The organism is Streptomyces sp. NPDC058985 (genome assembly GCF_042740985.1).
In the GTDB taxonomy this organism is placed as follows: domain Bacteria; phylum Actinomycetota; class Actinomycetes; order Streptomycetales; family Streptomycetaceae; genus Streptomyces.
This window is the reverse complement of the sequence record NZ_JBHYJX010000002.1, coordinates 164,119-186,615: the sequence shown is the minus strand read 5'-3', so window position 1 is coordinate 186,615 and position 22,497 is coordinate 164,119. Positions and strand designations below refer to the sequence as shown.

Here is a 22,497-nt window from a genome sequence, read left to right as displayed (position 1 = left end):
AATCGGTTGAGGTAACGCAGGTCGAGTGTCCGACGATAGGGGCCAGGGGCAACCACCTGCCTCCGTCGCCGACCCCGAGAGACCCAGCGTGCTCATACGACTTTTGCGGACCCATCTCAGGCCCTACAGACAATCCATCGCCCTGCTGGTGGCGCTGCAGTTCCTGCAGACCTGCGCGTCGCTGTACCTGCCGACCCTGAACGCGGACATCATCGACAACGGTGTCGTGCAGGGGGACTCGGGCTACATCCTGAGCTACGGCGCCCTGATGATCGGCATCTCCCTGGCCCAGGTGGTGTGCAACATCGGCGCCGTCTACTACGGCGCGCGCACGGCCGCCGCCCTCGGCCGGGACGTGCGGGGCGCCGTATTCGACCGGGTGCAGTCCTTCTCGGCGCGCGAGCTGGGCGGCTTCGGCGCGCCCTCGCTGATCACCCGGACCACCAACGACGTGCAGCAGGTCCAGATGCTGGCCCTGATGACGTTCACGCTGATGGTGTCGGCGCCCATCATGTGCGTCGGCGGCATCGTGATGGCGCTCGGTCTGGACGTGCCGCTGTCCGGGGTGCTGGTCGCGGTCGTGCCGGTGCTGGCGGTCTGCGTCACGCTGATCGTGCGGCGGCTGCGCCCGCTGTTCCGGGCGATGCAGGTGCGGCTGGACACCGTCAACCGGGTGCTGCGCGAGCAGATCACCGGCAACCGCGTGATCCGCGCCTTCGTGCGGGACGAGTACGAGCAGCAGCGCTTCCGGAAGGCCAACACCGACCTCACCGAGGTGGCGCTGGGCACCGGCAACCTGCTGGCGCTGATGTTCCCGGTGGTGATGACGGTGGTGAACCTGTCGTCGATCGCCGTGGTGTGGTTCGGCGCCCACCGGATCGACAGCGGCGGGATGCAGATCGGCGACCTGACCGCGTTCCTCGCCTATCTGATGCAGATCGTCATGTCCGTGATGATGGCCACCTTCATGTTCATGATGGTGCCGCGCGCGGAGGTGTGCGCCGAACGCATCCAGGAGGTCCTGGACACCGAGTCCAGCGTGGTGCCGCCGGTGGCGCCGGTCACCGAGCTTCGCCGGCACGGGCATCTGGAGATCCGCGGGGCGGGCTTCCGCTATCCGGGGGCCGAGGAGCCGGTGCTCAGGAACATCGAGCTGACCGCGAGGCCGGGCGAGACGACCGCCGTCATCGGCTCGACCGGCAGCGGCAAGTCGACCCTGCTCGGGCTGGTCCCCCGGCTCTTCGACGCCACCGACGGGGAGGTGCTGGTCGACGGGGTGGACGTACGGACCGTCGATCCGAAGGTGCTGGCCAAGGTCGTGGGTCTGGTGCCGCAGAAGCCGTACCTCTTCGCGGGCACCGTGGCGACCAATCTGCGGTACGGGAATCCGGACGCCACCGACGAGGAGCTGTGGCACGCCCTGGAGGTGGCGCAGGCCAGGGAGTTCGTCTCCGAGCTGGAGGGCGGTCTCGACGCGCCGGTCGCGCAGGGCGGCACCAATGTGTCGGGCGGCCAGCGGCAGCGGCTCGCGATCGCCCGGACGCTGGTCCAGCGTCCGGAGATCTACCTCTTCGACGACTCCTTCTCCGCGCTCGACTACGCCACCGACGCGGCGCTGCGGGCCGAGCTGGGCCGGGAGACGGCCGAGGCGACCGTGGTGATCGTCGCGCAGCGGGTGGCGACCATCCGGGACGCGGACCGGATCGTGGTGCTGGACGAGGGCCGGGTGGTCGGCGTGGGCCGGCACCACGAGCTGATGGCGGACAACGAGACCTACCGGGAGATCGTGCTCTCCCAGCTGACGGAAGCGGAGGCCGCCTGATGGCCGGACCGGCAGGTCGCATGATGGCCGGGGGCGGCCCCGACCAGCGTTCGATGGACTTCAAGGGGTCGGGCAAGCGGCTCCTCGCCCGGTTCCGGCCGGAGCGGGCGACCCTGTTCACCCTGGTGGGCTGCATCGTCCTCAGCGTCGGCCTGAGCGTGGTCGGGCCGAAGATCCTCGGCCGGGCCACCGACCTGGTCTTCGCGGGCATCGTCGGGCGGGACATGCCGTCCGGGGCCACGAAGGAGCAGGTCCTGGAGTCCATGCGGGAGCGCGGGGACGGCCAGGTCGCCGACATGCTCCGCAGCACGGACTTCACCCCGGGCCAGGGCATCGACTTCGACGCGGTGGGCCGGGTGCTGCTGGTGGCGCTGGCCGTGTTCGCGGTGGCCGGGCTGCTGATGGCGGTGGCCACCCGGCTGGTGAACCGGGCGGTCAACCGCACCATGTTCCGGCTGCGCGAGGACGTGCAGACGAAACTGTCGCGGCTGCCGCTGTCGTACTTCGACAAGCGGCAGCGCGGCGAGGTGCTCAGCCGCGCCACCAACGACATCGACAACATCGGGCAGACGCTCCAGCAGTCGATGGGCCAGCTGATCAACTCGCTGCTCACCATCATCGGCGTGCTGGCGATGATGTTCTACGTCTCCTGGATCCTCGCGCTGGTCGCGCTGGTGACCGTGCCGCTGTCGTTCGTGGTGGCCACCCGGGTGGGCAAGCGGTCGCAGCCGCAGTTCGTGCGGCAGTGGCGTACGACGGGGCAGCTGAACGCGCACATCGAGGAGATGTACACCGGGCACGCCCTGGTGAAGGTGTTCGGGCGGCAGGAGGAGTCGGCGAAGCAGTTCGCCGAGCAGAACGAGGAGCTGTACGAGGCCGGGTTCAGGGCGCAGTTCAACAGCGGCATCATGCAGCCGCTGATGATGTTCGTGTCCAACCTGAACTACGTGCTGGTCGCGGTGGTCGGCGGCCTGCGGGTGGCCTCGGGTTCGCTGTCCATCGGTGACGTGCAGGCCTTCATCCAGTACTCCCGGCAGTTCTCCATGCCGCTGACGCAGGTGGCGTCGATGGCGAACCTGGTGCAGTCGGGTGTGGCCTCGGCGGAGCGGGTCTTCGAGCTGCTGGACGCCGAGGAGCAGTCGGCGGACCCGCTCCCGGGCACCCGGCCCGAGGACCTGCGCGGGCGGGTGGCGCTCGAGCGGGTGTCCTTCCGGTACGACCCGGAGAAGCCGCTGATCGAGGACCTGTCGCTGACGGTGGAGCCGGGTCACACCGTCGCCATCGTCGGACCGACGGGGGCCGGCAAGACGACCCTGGTCAACCTGCTGATGCGCTTCTACGAGGTGTCCGGCGGCCGGATCACGCTGGACGGCGTGGACATCGCGAAGATGTCCCGGGACGAGCTGCGGGCCGGCATCGGCATGGTGCTCCAGGACACCTGGCTGTTCGGCGGCACCATCGCGGAGAACATCGCGTACGGGGCGTCGCGGGAGGTCACGCGCGGGGAGATCGAGGAGGCGGCGCGGGCCGCGCACGCCGACCGGTTCGTGCGGACGCTGCCCGACGGCTACGACACGGTGATCGACGACGAGGGCTCGGGGGTGAGCGCCGGTGAGAAGCAGCTCGTCACCATCGCTCGGGCGTTCCTGTCCGACCCGGTGATCCTGGTCCTCGACGAGGCGACGTCGTCCGTGGACACCCGTACCGAGGTGCTGATCCAGAAGGGGATGGCCAAGCTGGCGCACGGGCGGACCTCGTTCGTGATCGCGCACCGGCTGTCGACGATCCGGGACGCGGACACGATCCTGGTGATGGAGAACGGGTCGATCGTCGAGCAGGGCACGCACACGGCGCTGCTCGCGGCGGACGGTGCGTACGCACGGCTGTACCGGGCGCAGTTCGCGCAGGCGGTGGCCGAGGTGGAGTAGCCCGTCCGGCCCCTCGGGCCTCCGTGGACGTCGTCCGGATGAGATATGCCCTCAACCGCCTCATATTGGTAGAGGGCAGGACAATTCCCTTGTCCGGCCGACGCCCGCACACCGGAGCGAGGGGCCATGGCCACCACCACCGAGGGAACCGAGGGAGACGCCGGCCGTCCGGCCGGCCTGAAGGCCAACGCGATCGGCTTCGTCGACGCGCTGGTCATCGGACTCAACGCGACCTCACCGGCGTATTCGCTGGCGGCGGTCATCGGCCCGGTCGTCGCGCTGGTCGGGATCTACGCGCCGGGCGTGATGTTCGCGTCCTTCGTGCCGATGCTGCTGATCGCCTCCGCGTTCTACTACCTCAACAAGGTCGACCAGGACTGCGGGACGACCTTCTCGTGGGTCACCCGGGCCATGGGTCCGTGGTCCGGGTGGCTCGGCGGCTGGGCCATCGCCATGACCGGCGTGCTGGTCGTCGGCTCGCTCGCGGACGTCGCCGTCACCTTCGGACTGCTGACCGTGGGGCTGGACGGCTGGGCCGAGAACGAGTTCGTGCGGCAGTTGCTGACCGTGCTGCTCATCCTGGTGATGACCGGGGTGTGCGTGATCGGCACCGAGCTGTCGGCCCGGGTGCAGAACGTGCTGATCCTGGCGCAGGTCGCCTGTCTGCTCGCCTTCGCGGTGGTGGCGCTGTACCGGGTCTACGCCGACACGGGCACCCTCGCGTCGGTCAGGCCGTCCGCCGATTGGCTCAACCCCTTCGGGTCCGGCGGCGCGCCCCTGACGGCGGCACTGCTGCTGGGGGTGTTCATCTACTGGGGCTGGGAGTCGGCGGTCAACCTCACCGAGGAGATCAGGGACTCGGCCTCCGCTCCCGGCCGGGCCGCCGTGTGGTCGACGATCGTGCTGCTGGTGACGTACGTGGCGGTCGGTTTCGCGGTGGTGGCGTACGCCGGGCCGCTGTTCCTCTCCGAGAACGCCGGGGAGGAGGAGTTCATCTTCGCCCTGCTGGCCGGGGAGGCCATGGGCGGCTGGGACTGGGTGGTGCTGCTCGCGGTGTCCACGTCCGCGCTGGCCTCGACCCAGACGACGATCATCCCCGCCTCGCGCACGGCGCTGTCCATGGCCCGCCGCCAGGCGCTGCCCGCCACGTTCGGCCGCATCCACCCGCGGTACCGGACCCCCGACGTGAGCACCTGGTGGGTGGCCGGGATCGCCATCGTCTGGTACCTCGTGGTCCGGCAGATCAGCGAGAACGCCCTGTTCGACTCGCTCACCGCGCTGTCGCTGCTGATCGCGTTCTACTACGCCCTGACGGGCATCGCCTGCGCGGTGTACTACCGGCGCCGGCTCACCGAGAGCCTGCGCAACCTGCTGCTGATCGGGCTGGGGCCGCTGGTCGGGGCGGGGCTGCTGATCTGGCTGCTGGTGGAGTCCGTGATCGACATGGCCGACCCCGCCAACTCCTACAGCGGCGTGTCCTGGCTGGGGCTCGGTCCCCCGCTGGTCATCGGCATCGGCATCGCCCTGGTCGGGGTGGTCGTGATGCTCGTGTGGCGGTTCGTGTCACCGGCGTTCTGGTCGGAGCGGCCCGGTGTGGCGGGCCCGGAGCCCCTGACGGACAAGGAGAGCTGAGATGTCGGTCGTCCTCGGGTACGACGAGTCGGCCGGCGCCGTGCGCGCGCTGCGGGTCGCGGTGGAGGTGTCGGCCGCGTTCGGCGAGCCCCTGGTGCTCGTCTACGGTGCCGCGGCTCCCGGGTCCATGGGCGAGGAGTACGGCTCCCACCACGAGGCGCTGGTGGAGGCGGGGCGGACGGCGCTGAGCCATGCCGTGGAGGCGGCCGACGAGGCGGGGGTGCCGACCACGGTCGAGATCATCGACGAGAAGCCCGCCCAGGCCCTGCTCACGGCGGCCGCCCGGCACGGGGCGCGGGTGATCGTGGTGGGCAGCTGGGGCGAGAGCCCGATGCGCGGGGCCCTGCTGGGCTCCACCCCGCACAAGCTGCTGCACCTGTCGCCGGTGCCGGTGCTGTGCGTGCCGACGGAGGAGGAGTGAGGGCTGCCGCGGCGGTCCTGCTCAGTCCAGGTAGCCGCGGAGCTGGTCCGCGTACGCGTGGTCGCGGAGTTTGTTGAGGGTCTTGGACTCGATCTGGCGTATCCGCTCCCGGGTCACGCCGAAGATGCGGCCTATCTCCTCCAGCGTGCGGGGCCGGCCGTCGACCAGGCCGTAGCGGAGCTGGACGACCTTGCGCTCGCGCTCGCCGAGGGTGGAGAGCACGGCCTCCAGGTGCTGGCGCAGCAGCAGGAAGGCGGCCGACTCGACGGGGCTGGCGGCGTCGCCGTCCTCGATCAGGTCGCCGAGGGCGACGTCGTCCTCCTCGCCGACGGGGGCGTGCAGCGAGACGGGTTCCTGGGCGAGGCGCAGCACCTCGCCGACCCGCTCGGGGGCGAGGTCGAGGTGGTCGGCGACCTCCTGCGGCGTGGGCTCGTAGCCGCGTTCCTGGAGCATGCGGCGCTGGACGCGGACGACCCGGTTGATCAGCTCCACGACGTGGACGGGCACGCGGATGGTGCGGGCCTGGTCGGCCAGGGCGCGGGACATGGCCTGCCGGATCCACCAGGTGGCGTAGGTGGAGAACTTGTAGCCGCGGGCGTAGTCGAACTTCTCCACGGCCCGGATCAGCCCGAGGTTCCCCTCCTGCACCAGGTCGAGCATGGTCAGCCCGCGCCCGACATACCGCTTCGCCACGGACACCACGAGCCGCAGGTTCGCCTCGATCAGGCGGCGCTTGGCGACCCGGCCCAGGACGACGATCCGGTCCAGGTCGAGGGCGAGGGTGCTGTCCAGGTCGGGGGTGAGGCGCAGCTTCTCCTCGGCGAACAGCCCGGCCTCCACACGCCGCGCCAGGTCGACCTCCTCGGCCGCGCTGAGCAGCGGGATCCGCCCGATCTCGCGGAGGTACTGGCGGAACAGGTCGGAGGAGGGCCCGCCGGACTCGGTACGGGTGGGCGGCGGCGGCACGGCGGGCTCGGGCTCGGCGGGCTCCGGCTCGGCGGGCTCCGGCTCGGCGGGCTCGCTCTCCGGGGGCATGGCGACGAGGACCCCGCGCTCGGCGTCCGGCTCCGCGCCGCCGGTACTGGCGTCGGTCTGGGTGAGGGTCTGGGTCTGCACGGGGGCGACCTCCAGGATGGACGCGGCCGGCGGGGGCCGGCGGCGGTACTTCGGGGGGCGGAGTCGGCTCGCTCGCCGCCGTCCGTCCCGTACGCCGTGAAACGGAACCGCGGGAACCGGTGACCCGCCGGAACGGATCGGCCACACTCCGAGGACTCAGGCACCGCCCCCAGTGTGGGGTACGACACATCACCGCCACGAGGGGCGTGCGGTGACTTTTTGCGTCCGGGGGGTGACCGCGTGGTTACCCGGGGTCGGCGTCAGAGGGCGGCGGCGCCGTGGACGCGGAGGTTCTGGTCGTACTGCTGGAGGATCCAGAGTTCGTTCTGGACGGCGGCCAGTTCGGCCGGGTCGCCGTGGCCGGAGAGGCGGGTGAGGCGGCCGGTGATGTCGCGGATGCGGCGTTCGACGGCGCGGCGGCGGACCGTGACCAGTTGGGCGCCCGCGTAGACCTCGTCGACGTCCTTGACGCCGCGGTGCAGCATGATCGCCTCGACGGCGAGTTCGGTGACCATGGCGCGGACGGTGTCGTCGGGGGCCGCCTCGCGCACCCGGACCAGGTAGTCCTGCGGGTCCGGGACGCCGGACTCGGCGCCGCCCGCCTCCAGGATCGCCTCGCGCACGGCGGCGTAGGGCGGGGCGGTGAACTCGTCGACGCCGTACGCGTCGAAGGCCGGGGAGACCAGGTCCGGGCGCTGGAGGGCGAGCTTGAGCAGTTCGCGTTCGGTGGCGAAGACGGGGTTGCGGAGGTTGAGGGCCGGGCCGCGGGGGCCGGGGCGGGTGGGCGCGGTCTGGTGCTGGGCGCCGCCGTGCTGCTGCCGGTCGGGGCCGGGGGCACCCCTGCCGCCCCGGTCGCGGGCCCAGCGGGCCAGCTGGGCGATGCGCTTGACGACGAACTGGGTGTCCAGGATGCCGAGCATGCCGGCGAGCTGGACCGCGACCTCGTGCTGGGCGCCGCTGTTCTTGATGCGGGCGACGACCGGGGCGGCCTCGTCCAGCGCGGACGCGCGGCCCGCGGGGGTGTCCAGGTCGTAGCGGGAGACGATCTGGCGCAGCGCGAACTCGAAGAGCGGGGTGCGCGGCTCGACGAGGTCGGCGACCGCGTCGTCGCCCTTGGCGAGCCGCAGGTCGCAGGGGTCCATGCCGTCGGGGGCGATGGCGATGTAGGTCTCGGCGGCGAACTTCTGGTCGTCCTCGAAGGCGCGCAGGGCCGCCTTCTGCCCGGCCGCGTCGCCGTCGAAGGTGAAGATCACGCGGGCCGAGCCGTTGTCCATGAGGAGCCGTCGGAGGATCTTGATGTGGTCGCCGCCGAAGGCCGTGCCGCAGGTCGCGATGGCGGTGGTCACGCCGGCGAGGTGGCAGGCCATGACGTCGGTGTAGCCCTCGACGACGACCGCCCGGGACGCCTTCGCGATGTCCTTCTTCGCCAGGTCGATGCCGTAGAGGACCTGGGACTTCTTGTAGATCGCGGTCTCGGGGGTGTTCAGGTACTTCGGGCCGTTGTCCGCCTCGTAGAGCTTGCGGGCGCCGAAGCCGACGACGTCGCCGCCGATGTCGCGGATGGGCCACATCAGCCGGCCGCGGAACCGGTCGATGGGGCCGCGGCGGCCCTCCTGGGAGATGCCGGAGAGGACCAGCTCCTTGTCGCTGAACCCCTTGCCGCGCAGGAAGCGGGTGAGGTGGTCCCAGCCCTGGGGGCTGTAGCCGACGCCGAAGTGCTGGGCGGCCGCCTGGTCGAAGCCGCGCTCGGCGAGGAAGGCGCGGCCGGTGTCCGCCTCGGGGCTGGTCGCCAGCTGCTCCGCGTACCACTGCGCGGCGATCTTGTGGGCCTCGACCAGGCGGATGCGCTCGCCGCGCTGGTGGGTGGGGTTGTACCCGCCCTCCTCGTAGCGCAGGGTGATGCCGGCCTGGCCGGCCAGGCGCTCGACCGCCTCGGAGAAGGTGAGGTGGTCGATCTTCATCACGAACGTGATGGTGTCGCCGCCCTCCTGGCAGCCGAAGCAGTGGAAGAACCCCTTGCTCGGACTGACCTGGAAGGACGGGGACTTCTCGTCGTGGAAGGGGCACAGGCCCTTCAGATTGCCGCCGCCCGCGTTGCGCAGCTGGAGGTACTCCGAGACGACGGCGTCGATCGGGACCGCGTCCCGTACCGCCTTCACGTCCTCGTCGTTGATCCGTCCTGCCACGCGTGAAGTCTACGGGGCAGCACCGACATGCTCCGGCACGGTGACCGCCTCCGGCCGAGGCCGGTACGACGGCTACGCGATGAGGCTTTCCAGCGATACATGCGGGTTCGCCAGCGCCTCCGTGTCCACCCGGGCCTTCGAGCGGATCAGCCGCTGGATCGGCTCCGTGACGTCCCACACGTTGACGTTCATCCCGGCCAGCACGCGGCCCTCCTTCACCCAGAAGGCGATGAACTCGCGCTTCGCCGCGTCCCCGCGGATCACCACCTCGTCGTACGACCCCGCGGGCGCCCAGCCGGAGTACTCCATCCCCAGGTCGTACTGGTCGGTGAAGAAGTAGGGGACGCGGTCGTGGGCCGTGCCCTTGCCGAGCATCGCGCGGGCCGCCGCCGGGCCGCCGTTCAGCGCGTTGGCCCAGTGCTCCACGCGCAGGCTGGTGTCGAAGAGGGCGTGGTGGAAGGAGGCCACGTCGCCGGCCGCGTGGATGTCGGGGTCGGAGGTACGCAGGTGCTCGTCGACGACGATGCCGCCGCCGTGCGCCCGGTCGGCGATCTCCAGCCCGGCCGCCTGCGCGAGCGCGGCGCGCGGGGCGGCGCCGATCGCGGCGAGCACGTCGTGCGCCGGGTGCTCCTCGCCGTCGTCGGTACGGGCGGCCAGCACCATGCCGTCCTGGCCGACGATCTCGGTCAGCTCCACGCCGAAGCGGAACCGCACCCCGTGCGACTCGTGCAGCTCGGCGAAGACGGCGCCCAGCTCGGGGCCGAGAACGCCGTGCAGCGGGGTCGGGCCGGGCTCGACGACGGTGACCTCCGCACCGTACTCGCGGGCCGCCGCCGCGACCTCCAGGCCGATCCAGCCGGCGCCGGCGATCACGAGGTGGCCGTTGTCCCGGCCGAGGGAGGCGAGGACGCCCTTGAGGCGCTCGGCGTGGGCGAGGCGGCGCAGGTGGTGGACGCCCGCGAGGTCGGTGCCGGGGACGTCGAGGCGGCGGGGCTCGGCGCCGGTCGCGAGGAGCAGCTTGTCGTAGCTGACGTGGGTGCCGTCGTCGCCGTAGTGGACGGTCTTGGCGGCGCGGTCGATCGCGACGACGGTCTGGCCGAGGTGCAGCTCGATGTCGTGGCTCGCGTACCAGGCGGGCTCGTGCACGAAGACGCTGTCGCGCTCCTCCTTGCCGAGGAGGTAGCCCTTGGACAGCGGGGGGCGCTCGTAGGGGTGGTCGCGTTCGTCGCAGATGAGGATGACCCGGCCGGTGAAGCCCTCCGTGCGGAGTGTCTCGGCCGCCTTCGCGCCCGCCAGGCCGCCTCCGACGATGACGAATGTCTGATCCGCGTCGACCACTTGTTTGCCTCCTCGTCAGGGTGCCGCCACATGCGAGCGTCCCGCACGTGGCGTGGTGCGGGAAGAGGAGCGACCCGATCAGGCCACGGAGCGTCCGGTTTCCGGAGCTTCGCGGTCCGTCGGGTCACACCTGTCCCACCAGTCTCATGGATGCCCCGTCAGCCGGGCGTGAAGCGAGCGGGCCGAGGCGTCGGTGAGGGAGGCGATCTGGTCGACGATCACCCGTTTGCGAGCCCGGTCGTCGGCGGCCGCGTCGAACAGGGCGCGGAACTGCGGATCGAGGCCGTCCGGGGCGCGGGCGGTGAGCGCCTCGGCCAGTTCGGCGACGACGATCCGCTGGTCGGCGCGGAGCGCCTCCTGTTCGGTGCGCTGCATGACGTACCGGACGGCGACCGCCTTGAGGACGGCGCACTCCAGCCGGGTCTCCCTGGGGACGACCAGTTCGGCGGTGTACCGGGTGAGCCGGCCGCCGCCGTACGCGGCCCGGGTGGCGGTCTCGGCGGCCAGGCAGAACCGGCCGATGAGCTGGCTGGTGGCGTCCTTCAGGCGGGCCTGGGCGCCGGCCGTGCCGTCGTAGCCGTGCGGCCACCAGTCCTGGGCGAGGAGGCGGTCGAGGGCGGCGGCGAGTTCGGCGTGGTCGGTGCCGGCGGGGACGTAGCGGCCGACGGCGGCCTCGAAGACGGCCTCGCGCTCGGGGTCGGCGAGCAGGCAGTTCGGGTCGATGTGGCCGGCGTGCAGGCCGTCCTCGACGTCGTGCACGGAGTACGCCACGTCGTCCGCCCAGTCCATGACCTGGGCTTCGAAGCAGGTGCGGGCGCCGGGGGCGTCCTTGCGGAGCCATTCGAAGACGGGCCGGTCGTCGTCGTAGACGCCGAACTTGCGCGAGGCCGGGTCGGTGGGGTGGGCGCCGCGGGGCCAGGGGTACTTGGTGGCGGCGTCGAGGGTGGCGCGGGTGAGGTTGAGGCCGACGGGGCCGTCCTCGGTGAACCGCTTGGGCTCGATGCGGGTGAGGAGCCTGAGGGACTGGGCGTTGCCCTCGAAGCCGCCGCAGTCCTCGGCGAACGTGTTGAGCGCCAGTTCGCCGTTGTGCCCGAAGGGCGGGTGGCCCAGGTCGTGGGAGAGGCAGGCGGCCTCCACGAGGTCGGGGTCGCAGCCGAGGGCGGCGCCGAGTTCGCGGCCGACCTGGGCGCACTCCAGGGAGTGGGTGAGGCGGGTGCGGGGGCTGGCGTCCCACATGGGGCTGCCCTCGCCCGGGGTGACGACCTGGGTCTTGCCGGCGAGGCGGCGCAGGGCGGCGGAGTGGAGGATGCGGGCGCGGTCGCGTTGGAAGGCGGTGCGGCCGGGGCGTTTGTCCGGCTCGGGGGCCCAGCGGGCGACTGACGTCGGGTCGTAGGGGGGTGGGGTGTCTGTGCCTTCCATGTGATGAACAGTAAGCGGTGGGGGCGGATGCGTCTGCCGGGTTCGGTGGTCGCGCGGGTGCGGGCAGATCGTGGCTGGTCGCGCCCGCGCGGCGGAGCCGCACATCGATACGGCCCCGCGCCCCTAGGGGGTGGCGGTTGCCCGGCGAATCGAGGCACCGCCTGTGATCGGATTCACCGCCTCGTCGTAGCGGCGGAGGAGCAGGCGGGCCATCGCCGGGTGGGTGCCCAGGGGGGACGCGGCGATCCACGGGGCCGTCGCCGTGGACTCCGTCGCGAAGCGGCCCGGGGCCGTGAAGCAGGAGGCGACGGCCACTCGGCGGTGGCCACGCGACGTCAGGGTGCGGACGGCGTCCGGGACCGTGGGGGACGCCGCCGAGGCGTAGGCGGGGAGGACCGGGACGCCGAGGCGGGCGGCGAGGAGGGACGCGGTGCGGTTCGTGTCGGTCCTGGAGTCCGGGTCGCGGGAGCCCGCGCAGGCGAGGACGACGGCGGCGTCCCGGGGGGCGCGGGTGGGCCAGCCGGCCTCCAGCAGGCGGGCGTGGAGGGCGTCGACGAGCAGGGGGTGCGGGCCGAGCGGGGCGGCGACGCGGGTGCGGGCCGGAGAGGCCGCGGCCGTGTCGGGGATGTCGCGCTTGACGTGGTGGCCGCGGCTGAGCAGGAGCGGGACGAGGACCGCGGGCCCGTCGCCGAGGGCGGCCAGCGTGTCGGGCAGCAGGGGTTCGTTCAGCTCGATGTGGCCGAGGTGCACCGGCAGGCCGGGGCGCAGGGCGCGGACCCGGTCGAGGAGGGCGCTCACGGTGCTCAGGGCGCGCGGGTCGCGGCTGCCGTGGGCGACGGCCACCAGGGCGGGTGCTCCGCCGGTGGTCCGCGTGCTCGTGCTGCCCGTCACTGTCATCACCGTCATGCACCGATCGTGGCCGGGTGACGTTGCCTTCCCGTTGCGTGGGCGTCACGACAATTTTCCGCCCGTTCACACGCCGCCGCCCACCGCGTGTGAGCGTCCGGCGAACCGGACGGCGCCCCGGTACGTCCCTGAGGGCAGGAACCGACCGGGGAGGGAACCGTCCGATGCGCCGCCCGACACTTCGCAGACCGCGCCTGCCGCGCACCCGCACGGGGCAGCGGCGGCTGATCCGGGCGGTGGTGGCGGCGTGCGTGCTGGCGCTGCTGCCCGCGACGTGGATGCGCCTGGTCACCGGCGACCGGCTGCGCACCACGGCCGACGTGCCGCGCACCGAGGTCGCCGTCGTCTTCGGCGCCGGGCTGTGGGAGGGCGAGCCGTCGCCGTACCTGGCGCACCGGCTGGACGCGGCGGCCGAGCTGTACCGCGCGGGGCGGATCGAGGTGGTGCTCGTCACCGGGGACAACAGCCGGGAGGAGTACGACGAGCCGGACGCGATGCGCGCGTACCTGGTGCGGCACGGAGTGCCCGACGGGCGGATCGTCAGCGACTACGCGGGCTTCGACACCTGGGACTCCTGCGTCCGCGCAAAGAAGATCTTCGGGGTGGACCGGGCCGTGCTGATCAGCCAGGGCTTCCACATCCGGCGGGCGGTCGCGCTCTGCCAGGAGGCGGGCGTGGCGTCGTACGGCGTGGGGGTGGACGAGCGCCACGACGCGACCTGGTACTACGGGGGCGCCCGGGAGGTCCTCGCGGCGGGCAAGGCGGCGCTGGACGCGGCCATCGAGCCGGACCCGCGCTTCCTCGGGCCGAAGGAGCCGGGGGTGGCGCGGGCCCTGGCCGACGGCGGATGAGCCGGGGCCGGATGAGCCGGGGGCCGGAGGAGAGCGCCGGACGCGCCGGCCCGGACGAGCAGCCCCTCACCGTGGCCCGAGGGCGGCGGGGAGGTCGCCGTCCCGGCGGTGTAACAGAGCGCCGCCCGGCCGCGTAACACGGAAGCCGCAGGCTGGACGGCATGCAGAACACCGCCACGCCCACGCACTGCCCGTACTGCGCCCTGCAGTGCGGGATGAATCTGACGCCCGCCGCCGACGGGACCGTCGAGGTGAGCGAGCGCGCGGACTTCCCGGTGAACCGGGGCGCGCTGTGCGGAAAGGGGCGTACGGCGCCGGAGGTGCTCGCGTCGGGGGCGCGGCTGACCTCGCCGCTGGTGCGTTCCGACGGCGGTGAGCTGGTACCGGCCGGCTGGGACGAGGCGCTGGACCGGATCGCCGGGAACCTGGCCCGCACCCGGGCGGAGCGCGGCGCGGACGCGGTGGGGGTGTTCGGCGGGGGCGGGCTGACCAACGAGAAGGCGTACACGCTGGGCAAGTTCGCCCGGGTGGTGCTGGGCACCTCGCAGATCGACTACAACGGCCGCTTCTGCATGTCGTCGGCGGCGGCGGCCGGGACGAAGGCGTTCGGGCTCGACCGGGGGCTGCCGTTCCCGCTGGAGGACATCCCGAAGACGGGGTGCGTGATCCTCGTGGGGTCGAACCCGGCCGAGACGATGCCGCCGTCCCTGCGGTACTTCACCGAGCTGCGGGAGAACGGCGGCACCCTGATCGTCGTCGACCCGCGCCGCACGAGGACCGCCGAGCAGGCCGACCTGCACCTGGCGCCGAGGCCCGGCACCGACCTGGCGCTCGCGCTGGGCATGCTGCACCTGGTGGTCGCCGAGGGGCGGGTGGACGAGCGGTACGTCGAGGAGCGCACGGCCGGCTGGGAGGACGCGCGGGCGGCGGCGATGGCGCACTGGCCGGAGTACGTGGAGCGGATCACGGGGGTGTCCGTTCCGGAGCTGCGGGAGGCGGTGCGGCTGTTCTGCGCGCCGGAGGCGGCCATGGTGCTCACCGCGCGCGGGCCGGAGCAGCAGGCCAAGGGCACGGACACGGTGGGCGCGTGGATCAACCTGTGCCTGGCGACCGGGCGGGCCGGGCGGCCGCTGTCCGGGTACGGCTGCCTGACCGGGCAGGGCAACGGGCAGGGCGGGCGCGAACACGGGCAGAAGGCCGACCAGTTGCCGGGCTACCGCAAGCTCACGGACCCGGCGGCGCGGCTCCATGTGGCCGAGGTGTGGGGCGTGGACCCGGACTCGCTGCCGGGGCCGGGGCGCAGTGCGTACGAGCTGCTGGACGCGCTGGGGACGGACATCCGGTCGCTGCTGGTGATGGGGTCCAACCCGGTGGTGTCGGCGCCCCGGGCCGCGCACATCGAGGGGCGGCTGCGGTCGCTGGACTTCCTGGCGGTGTGCGACGTGGTGCTCTCCGAGACGGCGGCGCTGGCGGACGTGGTGCTGCCGGTGACGCAGTGGGCGGAGGAGACGGGGACGACGACGAGTCTGGAGGGACGGGTCCTGCTGCGGCGGCGTGCGATCACCCCGCCGGACGGGGTCCGCGGCGACCTGGAGGTGCTGCACGGCCTGGCCGGGCGGCTGGGGGTGGAGAAGGGGTTCCCGACCGAACCCGAGGAGGTCTTCGAGGAGCTGCGCCGGGCCAGCGCCGGCGGTCCGGCGGACTATTCGGGGATCGACTACCGGCGGCTCACGGAGGAGAACGGCGTGTTCTGGCCGTGCCCGGCGCCGGCGGAGGACACTCCGCCGCACCCGGGGACCCCGCGTCTCTTCCTGGACCGCTTCGCCACCGACGACGGCCGGGCCAGGTTCGTGCCCGTCGCGCACCGGCCGAGCGCCGAGGAGCCGGACGACGCCTATCCGGTGCTGCTGACCACGGGACGCGTCGTGGCGCAGTACCAGTCCGGGGCGCAGACCCGGCGGGTGGCCGAGCTGAACGCCGCCGCGCCCGGCCCGTTCGTGGAGCTGCACCCGAGGCTGGCGGCGCGGCTCGGGGCGGCGGAGGGGGACCCGCTGGCGGTGGTGTCCCGGCGGGGGCGGGCGGTGGCGCCGGCCAGGATCACCACCGGCATCCGGCCGGACACCGTGTTCATGCCCTTCCACTGGCCGGGCGAGGGCCGCGCCAACACGCTGACCAACCCGGCCCTCGACCCGACCTCGCGGATGCCGGAGTTCAAGGTGTGCGCGGTGCGGGTGGAGGTGGCGCGGTAGGCCCTGCCGTCACCGCACCGGCCAGGTCCCGTCCGCGACCGGAGCGACCGTCGCCCGCAGCCGGGCCGCGACCGCGGGGGCGGCGACGTACACCCAGGCCCGCAGGGTCGTCCCGTCGGCGTCCCGTACGACGCTCCTGGCCACCCGGTCGTACAGGTTGCGCGGGTCGCCCGGCACGTACTCCTCCAGCCGGTCCAGTTCGGCGAGCAGCGCCTCGTACTCCTCGGGCAGCGCGGTGACGACCTCCCCGCGCACGCTTCCCCCGGGCGCCTCCACGGCGTAGGGGTAGCCGGGTCCCGGGTAGAGCAACGCTCCGTGCAGACGGGCGGGTTCCTCGGCGCGGGTGCGTCCGCGCAGGAAGAGATCGTGATTGACGCCGCCGGGGCGCAGGGTCCCGTAGACGAAGAACGGCAGTCGCGTGGTGTCCACGACCGGTCATTCTCTCGCCTCATGCCCCTCATGATCTTCACCGGCGGGCTATGGACATGACATGCCGGGGGTCCTTTAAATCTGAGTCAACACCCCCACACCCCCCACACCCCCCACACCCCCGCTCCCCCCACGCCTCCGCACCCCCACGCGCCCCGTAGCGCTCCTCCCCAAGGAGTTCGATGAGCCGAATACGGCACGTCCGAGGTTCCCGTCTCGCCACGGCCGGCATCGTCGCCGCCACCGCCGCGCTGCTCAGCACCGTCCTCTCCCCCACTTCCCAGGCCGACGACGGACCCACCTCCGCCGACGCCCTCGGACACGCGGCCGCCGTCCTCGCCGGCCGGGCCGACGCCCTCGGCCTGACCGCGGCGCAGGACACCGAGGTCCGCGACGTCATCGTTGACGACGACGGCAGCCAGCACGTCCGCTACGACCGCACCTACCGCGAACTCCCCGTCCTGGGCGGCGACTTCGTCCTCCATCTCGCCCCCGACGGCACCTTCCGCGGCGCGGACCGAGCGACGGAGGCCCAGGTCTCCCTGCCGACCGTCACCCCGAAGCTGTCGGCTCCCAAGGCCGCCGACCTGGCCGCGAACGCGCTGCGCGCCGCCAACCCGGGCGAGCTGCTGAAGAAGCTCAGCGCCAAGCCGGAGTTGGTGGTCGACGCCCTGCACGGGACCCCGAAGCTGGCCTGGCGGACGAACGCGGCGGCGATGGATCCCCTGGGCAACCCGGTCGCGCGCACGGTGCTGACCGACGCCGGGACCGGCGCCCGCATCGACGCCTGGGACACCATCGAGACGGCCGCGGGCGACGGCGAGTCGCTGTACGGCGGCAAGGTGCCGCTGGAGACGACGTCCTCAGGGTCGTCGTACCAGCTCAAGGACCCGACGCGCGGCGGCACGTACACCGGTGACGCCCAGAACCAGACCGACCTGTGCCTCCTCGGCATCTGCCTGGTCCGGGCCCCCTCGACGCCGTTCACCGACGCCGACAACCACTGGGGCACGGGGAGCGCCGGCGACCGCGCCTCGGCCGCCGTGGACGCGCAGTACGGCACCGACGTCACGTGGGACTACTACAAGGACGTGCACGGGCGCAGCGGCATCGCGGGCGACGGCAAGGGGTCGTACAGCCGGGTGCACTACGGCAACAAGTACAACAACGCCTTCTGGGAGGACAGTTGCTTCTGCATGACGTACGGCGACGGTGACGGCAGCACCTTCGGGCCGCTGGTCTCGCTGGACATCGCCGGGCACGAGATGACGCACGGGGTGACCGCGTCGACGGCGGCGCTGACGTACTCGGGCGAGTCCGGCGGCCTCAACGAGGCGACCTCCGACGTCTTCGGCACCCTGGTGGAGTGGCACGCGGGCAACTCCGCCGACGCCGGGGACTACCTGATCGGCGAGAAGGTCGTCCGGGACGGGTTCGGCCGGGACGCGCTGCGCTACATGGACAAGCCCAGCAGGGACGGCAGTTCGGCCGACTGCTGGAGCACCGCGGTGGGCGACCTGGACGTCCACTACTCCTCCGGGGTCGCCAACCACTTCGCCTACCTGCTGGCCGAGGGCAGCGGCGCGCGGACCGTGGGCGGCGTGCGCTACTCCTCCCCCACCTGCGACGGCTCCTCGGTCTCCGGGATCGGCCGGGACAAGCTCGGGGACGTCTGGTACCGGGCGCTGACGGTGTACATGACCTCGTCCACGGACTACGCGGGCGCCCGCACCGCCACCCTGAGCGCGGCCGGTGACCTGTACGGCACCGACAGCGCCGAGTACGCCGCGGTCGGCGCGGCGTGGAGCGCGGTGAGCGTGGGCTGACCCGCCGCACGCGCGACGTGGGCCGCCCCGGGATCCCCTCACGGAACCCGGGGCGGCCCGCGCGTTCTCAGATGTCGTCGTAGGGCCGCTTCTCCTTCGCCTCGCGCAGGGCGCGCCCCCACCACACCAGCTGGTCGAGCATCGTCTTCGCCGCGGCGTCCGGCCCCGACGGGTCCCTGAGCCTGCCCTCGTCGTCGAAGGACGCGCCCGCGTTGTGGAAGGAGACGGTGTCGCGGACGGTGACGGCGTGCAGTTCGGCGAAGACCTGCCGCAGGTGCTCCGCGGCGCGCAGGCCGCCGGCCAGGCCGCCGTACGAGACCAGGCCGACGGGCTTGGCCCGCCACTCGGTGAAGTGCCAGTCGATGACGTTCTTCAGGCCCGCCGGGAACGAGTGGTTGTACTCGGGCGTGAGCACGACGAACGCGTCGGCGCCGGCGAGCCGGGGCGTGACCCCGGCCAGCGCGGCGGTCGCCTCCGGGGTCGGGGCGAACGACGTGGGGAGGTCGGCCTCGGCCACGTCGACCACCTCCGGGATCAGGCCGTCGTGGGCCCGGAGGTGGTCCAGGAGCCAGTCGGCGACGACGGGGCCGAAGCGGCCGTGGCGGTTGCTGCCGACAAGGAGCGTCACCCGCAGGGGGGCGGTCGTGGTGTCCATGCGGAACAGCCTGATACCTCGACCAAACTTGAGGTCAAGCCGTGGCGGCGGGCCCGTTCGGCGGCGCCGGTCACCCGTTCACACCCGCGTCCCGCACCCTTCGGGATCTTTTCCCGCCCTCATCCGGCACGCCCTCGTGACCTGCTGAAACACAGTCACATCGACTCCCGTCCGGCGCACCGGCGACACCCGTTCATCCCAATCCGCGCCGCGCGCTCGGGGAGCGGGCCGGGTCCGCTGCCACTTTCCTCGGTAGGGCAGGGGCCACCGAAGAGCTCAAAGGAGCACCGATGCGACGTACCGCCCGCCTGCTGACCGGTACCGCGCTCGCCGTCGCGGCCGTCGGCCTCGCCTCCCCGGCGACCGTGTACGCCGGGGACGCCGCGCCGACCGGTGGTCTGGAGGTGTACCCGTCCTCGGTCGTGCCGGGCGAGCGGGCCATGGTGAGCACGGCGTGGTGCGGGGAGGGCGGTTCGGCGGCCGGTGACGCCAGCGCGGTCGGCGCCGGCCCGTTCCCGCTGGCGCCGGGGACGGGCGACGGGGACGCGACCGGCCACTTCGAGGTGCCGCCGAGCGCGCAGCCGGGAACATACGAGATCGTCGCGACCTGCGGGGCCGACGAGCAGCGGGTGACGGGCGACCTGGTGGTGACGCTGACCGCGGCCGAGGCGCCGGTGTATCCCAGAGGAAGCGTGAAGACGGGGGTCGGCGGCGCTCTTGGCCCCGACCCCGTGCAGACCGCGGCCGGTGTGGCGGCTCTCGCCGTCGCCGCCGCGGGCGGTACCTGGCTCCTGCATCGCCGGGCGAGAGGCGACGGGATCTGACGGGCACCCTCCGCCGCCCGTCCGCCGGTACCGCACTTCCCCACCCCCTCCGGGTCCGACGCCCCTCGCGGCCCGGAGGGGGCAGGGGATCCCACGAGGGCCCGTCCGGCCCGTCCGGAGAGGGGATACGTCCATGCGCAGGGTCGGCAACACAGCGATAGCGGCGGTCACCGCGGTCGCCCTCTGCTCGGGGGCGTGGCTGCTGGTCGGCGGCACGGAGACCGATGCCCCGCCGCAGCCGTCGGCCGCGCAGGCCGCCTCCGGCACCGGGCGGGCCGGCCGGGCACCCGCCGCACCGGCCCTTCCCCCCTCCCCACCCGACCGGATCCGCGTCCCGGCGATCAAGGTGGACGCGCCCATGACGGGGCTCGGGCTGACGCCCTCGGGCAGCCTGGACGTGCCGCCCGCCGGGAAGAAGAACCTCGCCGGCTGGTACGAGGCCGGCACCACCCCGGGCGAGAGGGGCACCTCGATCGTCGCCGGGCACGTCGACAACGCCGAGGGCCCCGCCGTCTTCTACCGGCTCGGCGCGCTGGAGAAGGGCGCCACGATCGAGGTCGACCGGCGGGACGGGGGCGTCGCGGTCTTCACGGTGGACGCGGTGGAGGTCTACGCCGCCGACGCATTCCCCGACGCCAAGGTGTACGGCGCGGCGGACCGGCCCGAGCTGCGGGTCATCACCTGCGGCGGCGGCTACTCACGCAGTACCGGCTACCAGGGGAACGTGGTCGTCTTCGCGCACCTCACCGGCAGCCGGTGAGGTGCCGCCCAGGACGTGCGCCTTGCCCCACAGGCCGAGCGGCGCCAGCGCCTCGTTGAGGGCGACGCCCCGCGCGGTGAGCGAGTACTCGACGCGCGGCGGCACCTCGCAGTACTCCTCACGGTGCACGATGCCGTCGGCCTCCAGCTCTCGCAGCTGCGCGGCGAGCACCTTCTCGGTGACGCCCGGCAGCTCCCGGCGCAGGGCCCCGAAGCGGCGGACGTGCTCGCCGAGCGCCCAGAGGATCAACACCTTCCACTTCCCGCCGATCACGTCCATCGCCGCGTCGACCCCGCACACGTACGCCCCCGGCCGCCGTGCCGTACCCATTCCCGTCACCCCGTTCGTCCACCGCCCGTGCGCTTCCCCCGGGGTAACCACCCACTCTCAAGTGCGTACTTGAGCGGTCCCGTCCCCCGGAAGAGGCTTGTCCCCATGACTGACAAGGCATCCGCTCCCCGTATTCCGCTCACCGTCCTGGGCACCGGCGCGATGGGCACCGCCCTGGTCCGCGCCTGGCTGGCCGCCGGGCACCCCGTGACCGTCTGGAACCGCACCCCCGCCCGCGCCGAGGCCCTGGCCACCGAGGGCGCCACGGTCGCCCGCACCGCCGCCGAGGCGGTCTCGGCGAACCGCCTGGTGATCGTCTGCCTGCTCGACGACGCCTCGGTCGGCGCGACCCTCGACGGTGTCGACCTGACCGGCCGGGACCTGGTCAACCTGACCACCGGCACACCCGCCGACGGCCGCACCCGCGCCGCGTGGGCGACGGCACGCGGGGCCCGCTTCCTGGACGGCGGCATCATGGCCGTACCGCCGATGATCGGGGCCGCCGACTCCGGCGCCTACGTCTTCTACAGCGGCTCCCCGGCCCTCTTCGCCGAGCACCGCGACACCCTCGCCGTCCCCGCCGGCACCCGCTACGCCGGCGAGGACCCGGGCTTCGCGGCCCTGCACGACGTGGCGCTGCTCAGCGCGATGACGGGCATGTTCGCGGGCGTCTCCCACGCCTTCGCACTGATCCGACGGGAGGGCATCGCGCCGAAGGACTTCGCGCCGCTCCTCGCCGACTGGCTCACGGCGATGGCCCCGGCCGTCCACCTGACCGCCGAGCAACTGGAGCGCGGCGACTACTCCCACGGCGTCGTCTCCAACCTCGCGATGCAGGTGGCGGGCAACGCGACACTGCTGCGCACGGCGGAGGAGCAGGGGGTGAGCACGGAGCTGCTGACGCCGTACATGGGATTGATGGAGCGGTGGCTCGCCGAGGGGCACGGGGAGGAGGACGGGACGGGGGTGGTGGAGCTGCTGGAGGTGGGGAGGGGTGGGACGGGCGCCTAGGCCACCCACTGCTCGTACGCCAGATTCGCCACCAACGCGAACACCACTGTCAGCAACACCACCCGCACGAAGCCGCTCCCCTTCTTGAGCGCCGTGTGCGCGCCGAACATGCCGCCCGCCAGGTTGAAGACCGCCATGAGCGCGGCCAGTTGCCACAGGACCGCGCCCTGCCAGGCGAAGGTCGCGAGGGCGCCCGCGTTGGTGCAGCAGTTGACGATCTTGGCGGTGGCCGAGGCGGTGACCAGGTCCAGGTGGAGCAGGGCGGTGAGGGCCAGGACCAGGAACGTGCCCGTGCCGGGGCCGACCAGGCCGTCGTAGAAGCCGATGCCGACGCCCGCGAGGCCGATCGCGGCGAGGATCTGGCGGCGGGTGGCCGGGCCGGTCGCGGGGGCGGTGCCGAAGGCCGGGCGGAAGATCACGAAGGCGGCTACGGCGAGCAGCACCACCATGATGACCGGCTTCAGCACCTCCGTGCTCATCCCGGCCGCGAAGAAGGCCCCGCCGGACGAGCCCGCCAGCGCCGCCAGCCCGATGCGGACGGCCGTACGGACGTCCACCGGGGCCTTGCGGGCGTACGTCACCGCCGCGCCCGTGGTGCCGACGATGGCGACCGCCTTGTTGGTGCCCAGCGCATGTGCGGCGGGGGTGCCGGAGGGCAGGCCGAGCAGCAGGGCCGGCAGGAGCAGGAGCCCGCCGCCGCCGACCACGGCGTCGATCCAGCCGGCCGCGAGGGCGGCCAGGCAGAGCAGGACGAGCGTGGTCAGCGATATGTCGGGCATGATCGCGACCCTATG

19 protein-coding genes are annotated in these 22,497 nt (G+C 72.9%); 10 read left to right on the top strand and 9 right to left on the bottom strand.

What is annotated here, in order from left to right:
• Positions 1-88 precede the first annotated feature (88 nt).
• The 4 genes from ACFW01_RS02510 to ACFW01_RS02495 all read left to right on the top strand — a co-directional run bounded on the left by ACFW01_RS02510 (position 89) and on the right by ACFW01_RS02495 (position 5,803).
• Positions 89-1,822: an ABC transporter ATP-binding protein gene (locus tag ACFW01_RS02510; RefSeq protein ID WP_384502209.1), complete on the top strand. Its 1,734-nt coding sequence runs from the start codon at positions 89-91 to the stop codon at positions 1,820-1,822.
• Positions 1,822-3,750: an ABC transporter ATP-binding protein gene (locus ACFW01_RS02505; protein ID WP_234954471.1), complete on the top strand. Its 1,929-nt coding sequence runs from the start codon at positions 1,822-1,824 to the stop codon at positions 3,748-3,750. Before ACFW01_RS02510 ends, ACFW01_RS02505 begins: the two co-directional genes overlap by 1 nt.
• Positions 3,751-3,876: 126 nt before the next feature.
• A complete protein-coding gene (locus tag ACFW01_RS02500) occupies positions 3,877-5,382 on the top strand; it encodes an APC family permease (protein ID WP_234954472.1) in 1,506 nt (501 codons plus the stop codon).
• A gap of 1 nt (position 5,383) precedes the next feature.
• Positions 5,384-5,803: a universal stress protein gene (locus ACFW01_RS02495; RefSeq protein WP_234954473.1), complete on the top strand. Its 420-nt coding sequence runs from the start codon at positions 5,384-5,386 to the stop codon at positions 5,801-5,803.
• 21 nt (positions 5,804-5,824) lie between these two features.
• On the opposite strand, the gene ACFW01_RS02490 is transcribed toward ACFW01_RS02495, so the two are convergent.
• The 5 genes from ACFW01_RS02490 to ACFW01_RS02470 all read right to left on the bottom strand — a co-directional run bounded on the left by ACFW01_RS02490 (position 5,825) and on the right by ACFW01_RS02470 (position 12,768).
• Positions 5,825-7,057, bottom strand: a complete 1,233-nt coding sequence (locus ACFW01_RS02490) for an RNA polymerase sigma factor (protein WP_384502240.1) — start codon at positions 7,055-7,057, stop codon at positions 5,825-5,827.
• 122 nt (positions 7,058-7,179) lie between these two features.
• The gene (dnaG, locus tag ACFW01_RS02485; protein WP_234954475.1) at positions 7,180-9,105 is read right to left on the bottom strand and encodes a DNA primase; all 1,926 of its coding nucleotides are present in this window, start codon (positions 9,103-9,105) and stop codon (positions 7,180-7,182) included.
• A 72-nt stretch (positions 9,106-9,177) separates the two neighbouring features.
• Positions 9,178-10,443, bottom strand: a complete 1,266-nt coding sequence (locus ACFW01_RS02480; RefSeq protein ID WP_234954476.1) for an FAD-dependent oxidoreductase — start codon at positions 10,441-10,443, stop codon at positions 9,178-9,180.
• A gap of 144 nt (positions 10,444-10,587) precedes the next feature.
• Positions 10,588-11,862, bottom strand: a complete 1,275-nt coding sequence (locus tag ACFW01_RS02475; RefSeq protein ID WP_234954477.1) for a deoxyguanosinetriphosphate triphosphohydrolase — start codon at positions 11,860-11,862, stop codon at positions 10,588-10,590.
• A 123-nt stretch (positions 11,863-11,985) separates the two neighbouring features.
• Positions 11,986-12,768, bottom strand: a complete 783-nt coding sequence (locus tag ACFW01_RS02470; protein WP_384502208.1) for a sirohydrochlorin chelatase — start codon at positions 12,766-12,768, stop codon at positions 11,986-11,988.
• 164 nt (positions 12,769-12,932) lie between these two features.
• Here ACFW01_RS02470 and ACFW01_RS02465 point away from each other — a divergent pair, with 164 nt between their 5' ends.
• Positions 12,933-13,619: a vancomycin high temperature exclusion protein gene (locus tag ACFW01_RS02465; protein ID WP_384502207.1), complete on the top strand. Its 687-nt coding sequence runs from the start codon at positions 12,933-12,935 to the stop codon at positions 13,617-13,619.
• 161 nt (positions 13,620-13,780) lie between these two features.
• Positions 13,781-15,868, top strand: coding sequence for a molybdopterin oxidoreductase family protein (locus ACFW01_RS02460; RefSeq protein WP_384502206.1), 2,088 nt, complete (start codon positions 13,781-13,783; stop codon positions 15,866-15,868).
• Between the two features lie 9 nt (positions 15,869-15,877).
• On the opposite strand, the gene ACFW01_RS02455 is transcribed toward ACFW01_RS02460, so the two are convergent.
• The gene (locus ACFW01_RS02455) at positions 15,878-16,297 is read right to left on the bottom strand and encodes a gamma-glutamylcyclotransferase family protein (protein ID WP_234954482.1); all 420 of its coding nucleotides are present in this window, start codon (positions 16,295-16,297) and stop codon (positions 15,878-15,880) included.
• Between the two features lie 182 nt (positions 16,298-16,479).
• On the opposite strand from ACFW01_RS02455, the gene ACFW01_RS02450 reads away from it, so the two are divergent.
• Complete coding sequence (locus tag ACFW01_RS02450; protein ID WP_384502205.1) at positions 16,480-18,123, top strand: M4 family metallopeptidase; 1,644 nt, start codon at positions 16,480-16,482, stop codon at positions 18,121-18,123.
• A 67-nt stretch (positions 18,124-18,190) separates the two neighbouring features.
• Here ACFW01_RS02450 and ACFW01_RS02445 read toward each other — a convergent pair whose 3' ends face one another.
• A complete protein-coding gene (locus ACFW01_RS02445) occupies positions 18,191-18,778 on the bottom strand; it encodes an NAD(P)H-dependent oxidoreductase (protein ID WP_234954485.1) in 588 nt (195 codons plus the stop codon).
• A 290-nt stretch (positions 18,779-19,068) separates the two neighbouring features.
• Here ACFW01_RS02445 and ACFW01_RS02440 point away from each other — a divergent pair, with 290 nt between their 5' ends.
• On the top strand, positions 19,069-19,602 hold the full coding sequence (locus tag ACFW01_RS02440) for a hypothetical protein (RefSeq protein WP_234954486.1): 534 nt from the start codon (positions 19,069-19,071) through the stop codon (positions 19,600-19,602).
• Between the two features lie 133 nt (positions 19,603-19,735).
• Positions 19,736-20,362 carry a class F sortase gene (locus ACFW01_RS02435; RefSeq protein ID WP_234954487.1) on the top strand — a complete coding sequence of 209 codons (627 nt, stop codon included), beginning with the start codon at positions 19,736-19,738 and terminating at the stop codon, positions 20,360-20,362.
• Here the strand turns inward: ACFW01_RS02435 and ACFW01_RS02430 are convergent.
• A complete protein-coding gene (locus tag ACFW01_RS02430) occupies positions 20,300-20,692 on the bottom strand; it encodes a winged helix-turn-helix transcriptional regulator (protein ID WP_384502204.1) in 393 nt (130 codons plus the stop codon). The two genes, ACFW01_RS02435 and ACFW01_RS02430, sit on opposite strands and share 63 nt — an antisense overlap.
• A 105-nt stretch (positions 20,693-20,797) precedes the next feature.
• Between ACFW01_RS02430 and ACFW01_RS02425 the strand changes: the two genes are divergently transcribed.
• Positions 20,798-21,703, top strand: coding sequence for an NAD(P)-dependent oxidoreductase (locus ACFW01_RS02425; RefSeq protein WP_384502203.1), 906 nt, complete (start codon positions 20,798-20,800; stop codon positions 21,701-21,703).
• Here the strand turns inward: ACFW01_RS02425 and ACFW01_RS02420 are convergent.
• The gene (locus ACFW01_RS02420) at positions 21,700-22,482 is read right to left on the bottom strand and encodes a TSUP family transporter (RefSeq protein ID WP_125494221.1); all 783 of its coding nucleotides are present in this window, start codon (positions 22,480-22,482) and stop codon (positions 21,700-21,702) included. The genes ACFW01_RS02425 and ACFW01_RS02420 overlap by 4 nt on opposite strands.
• Positions 22,483-22,497: the final 15 nt, after the last annotated feature.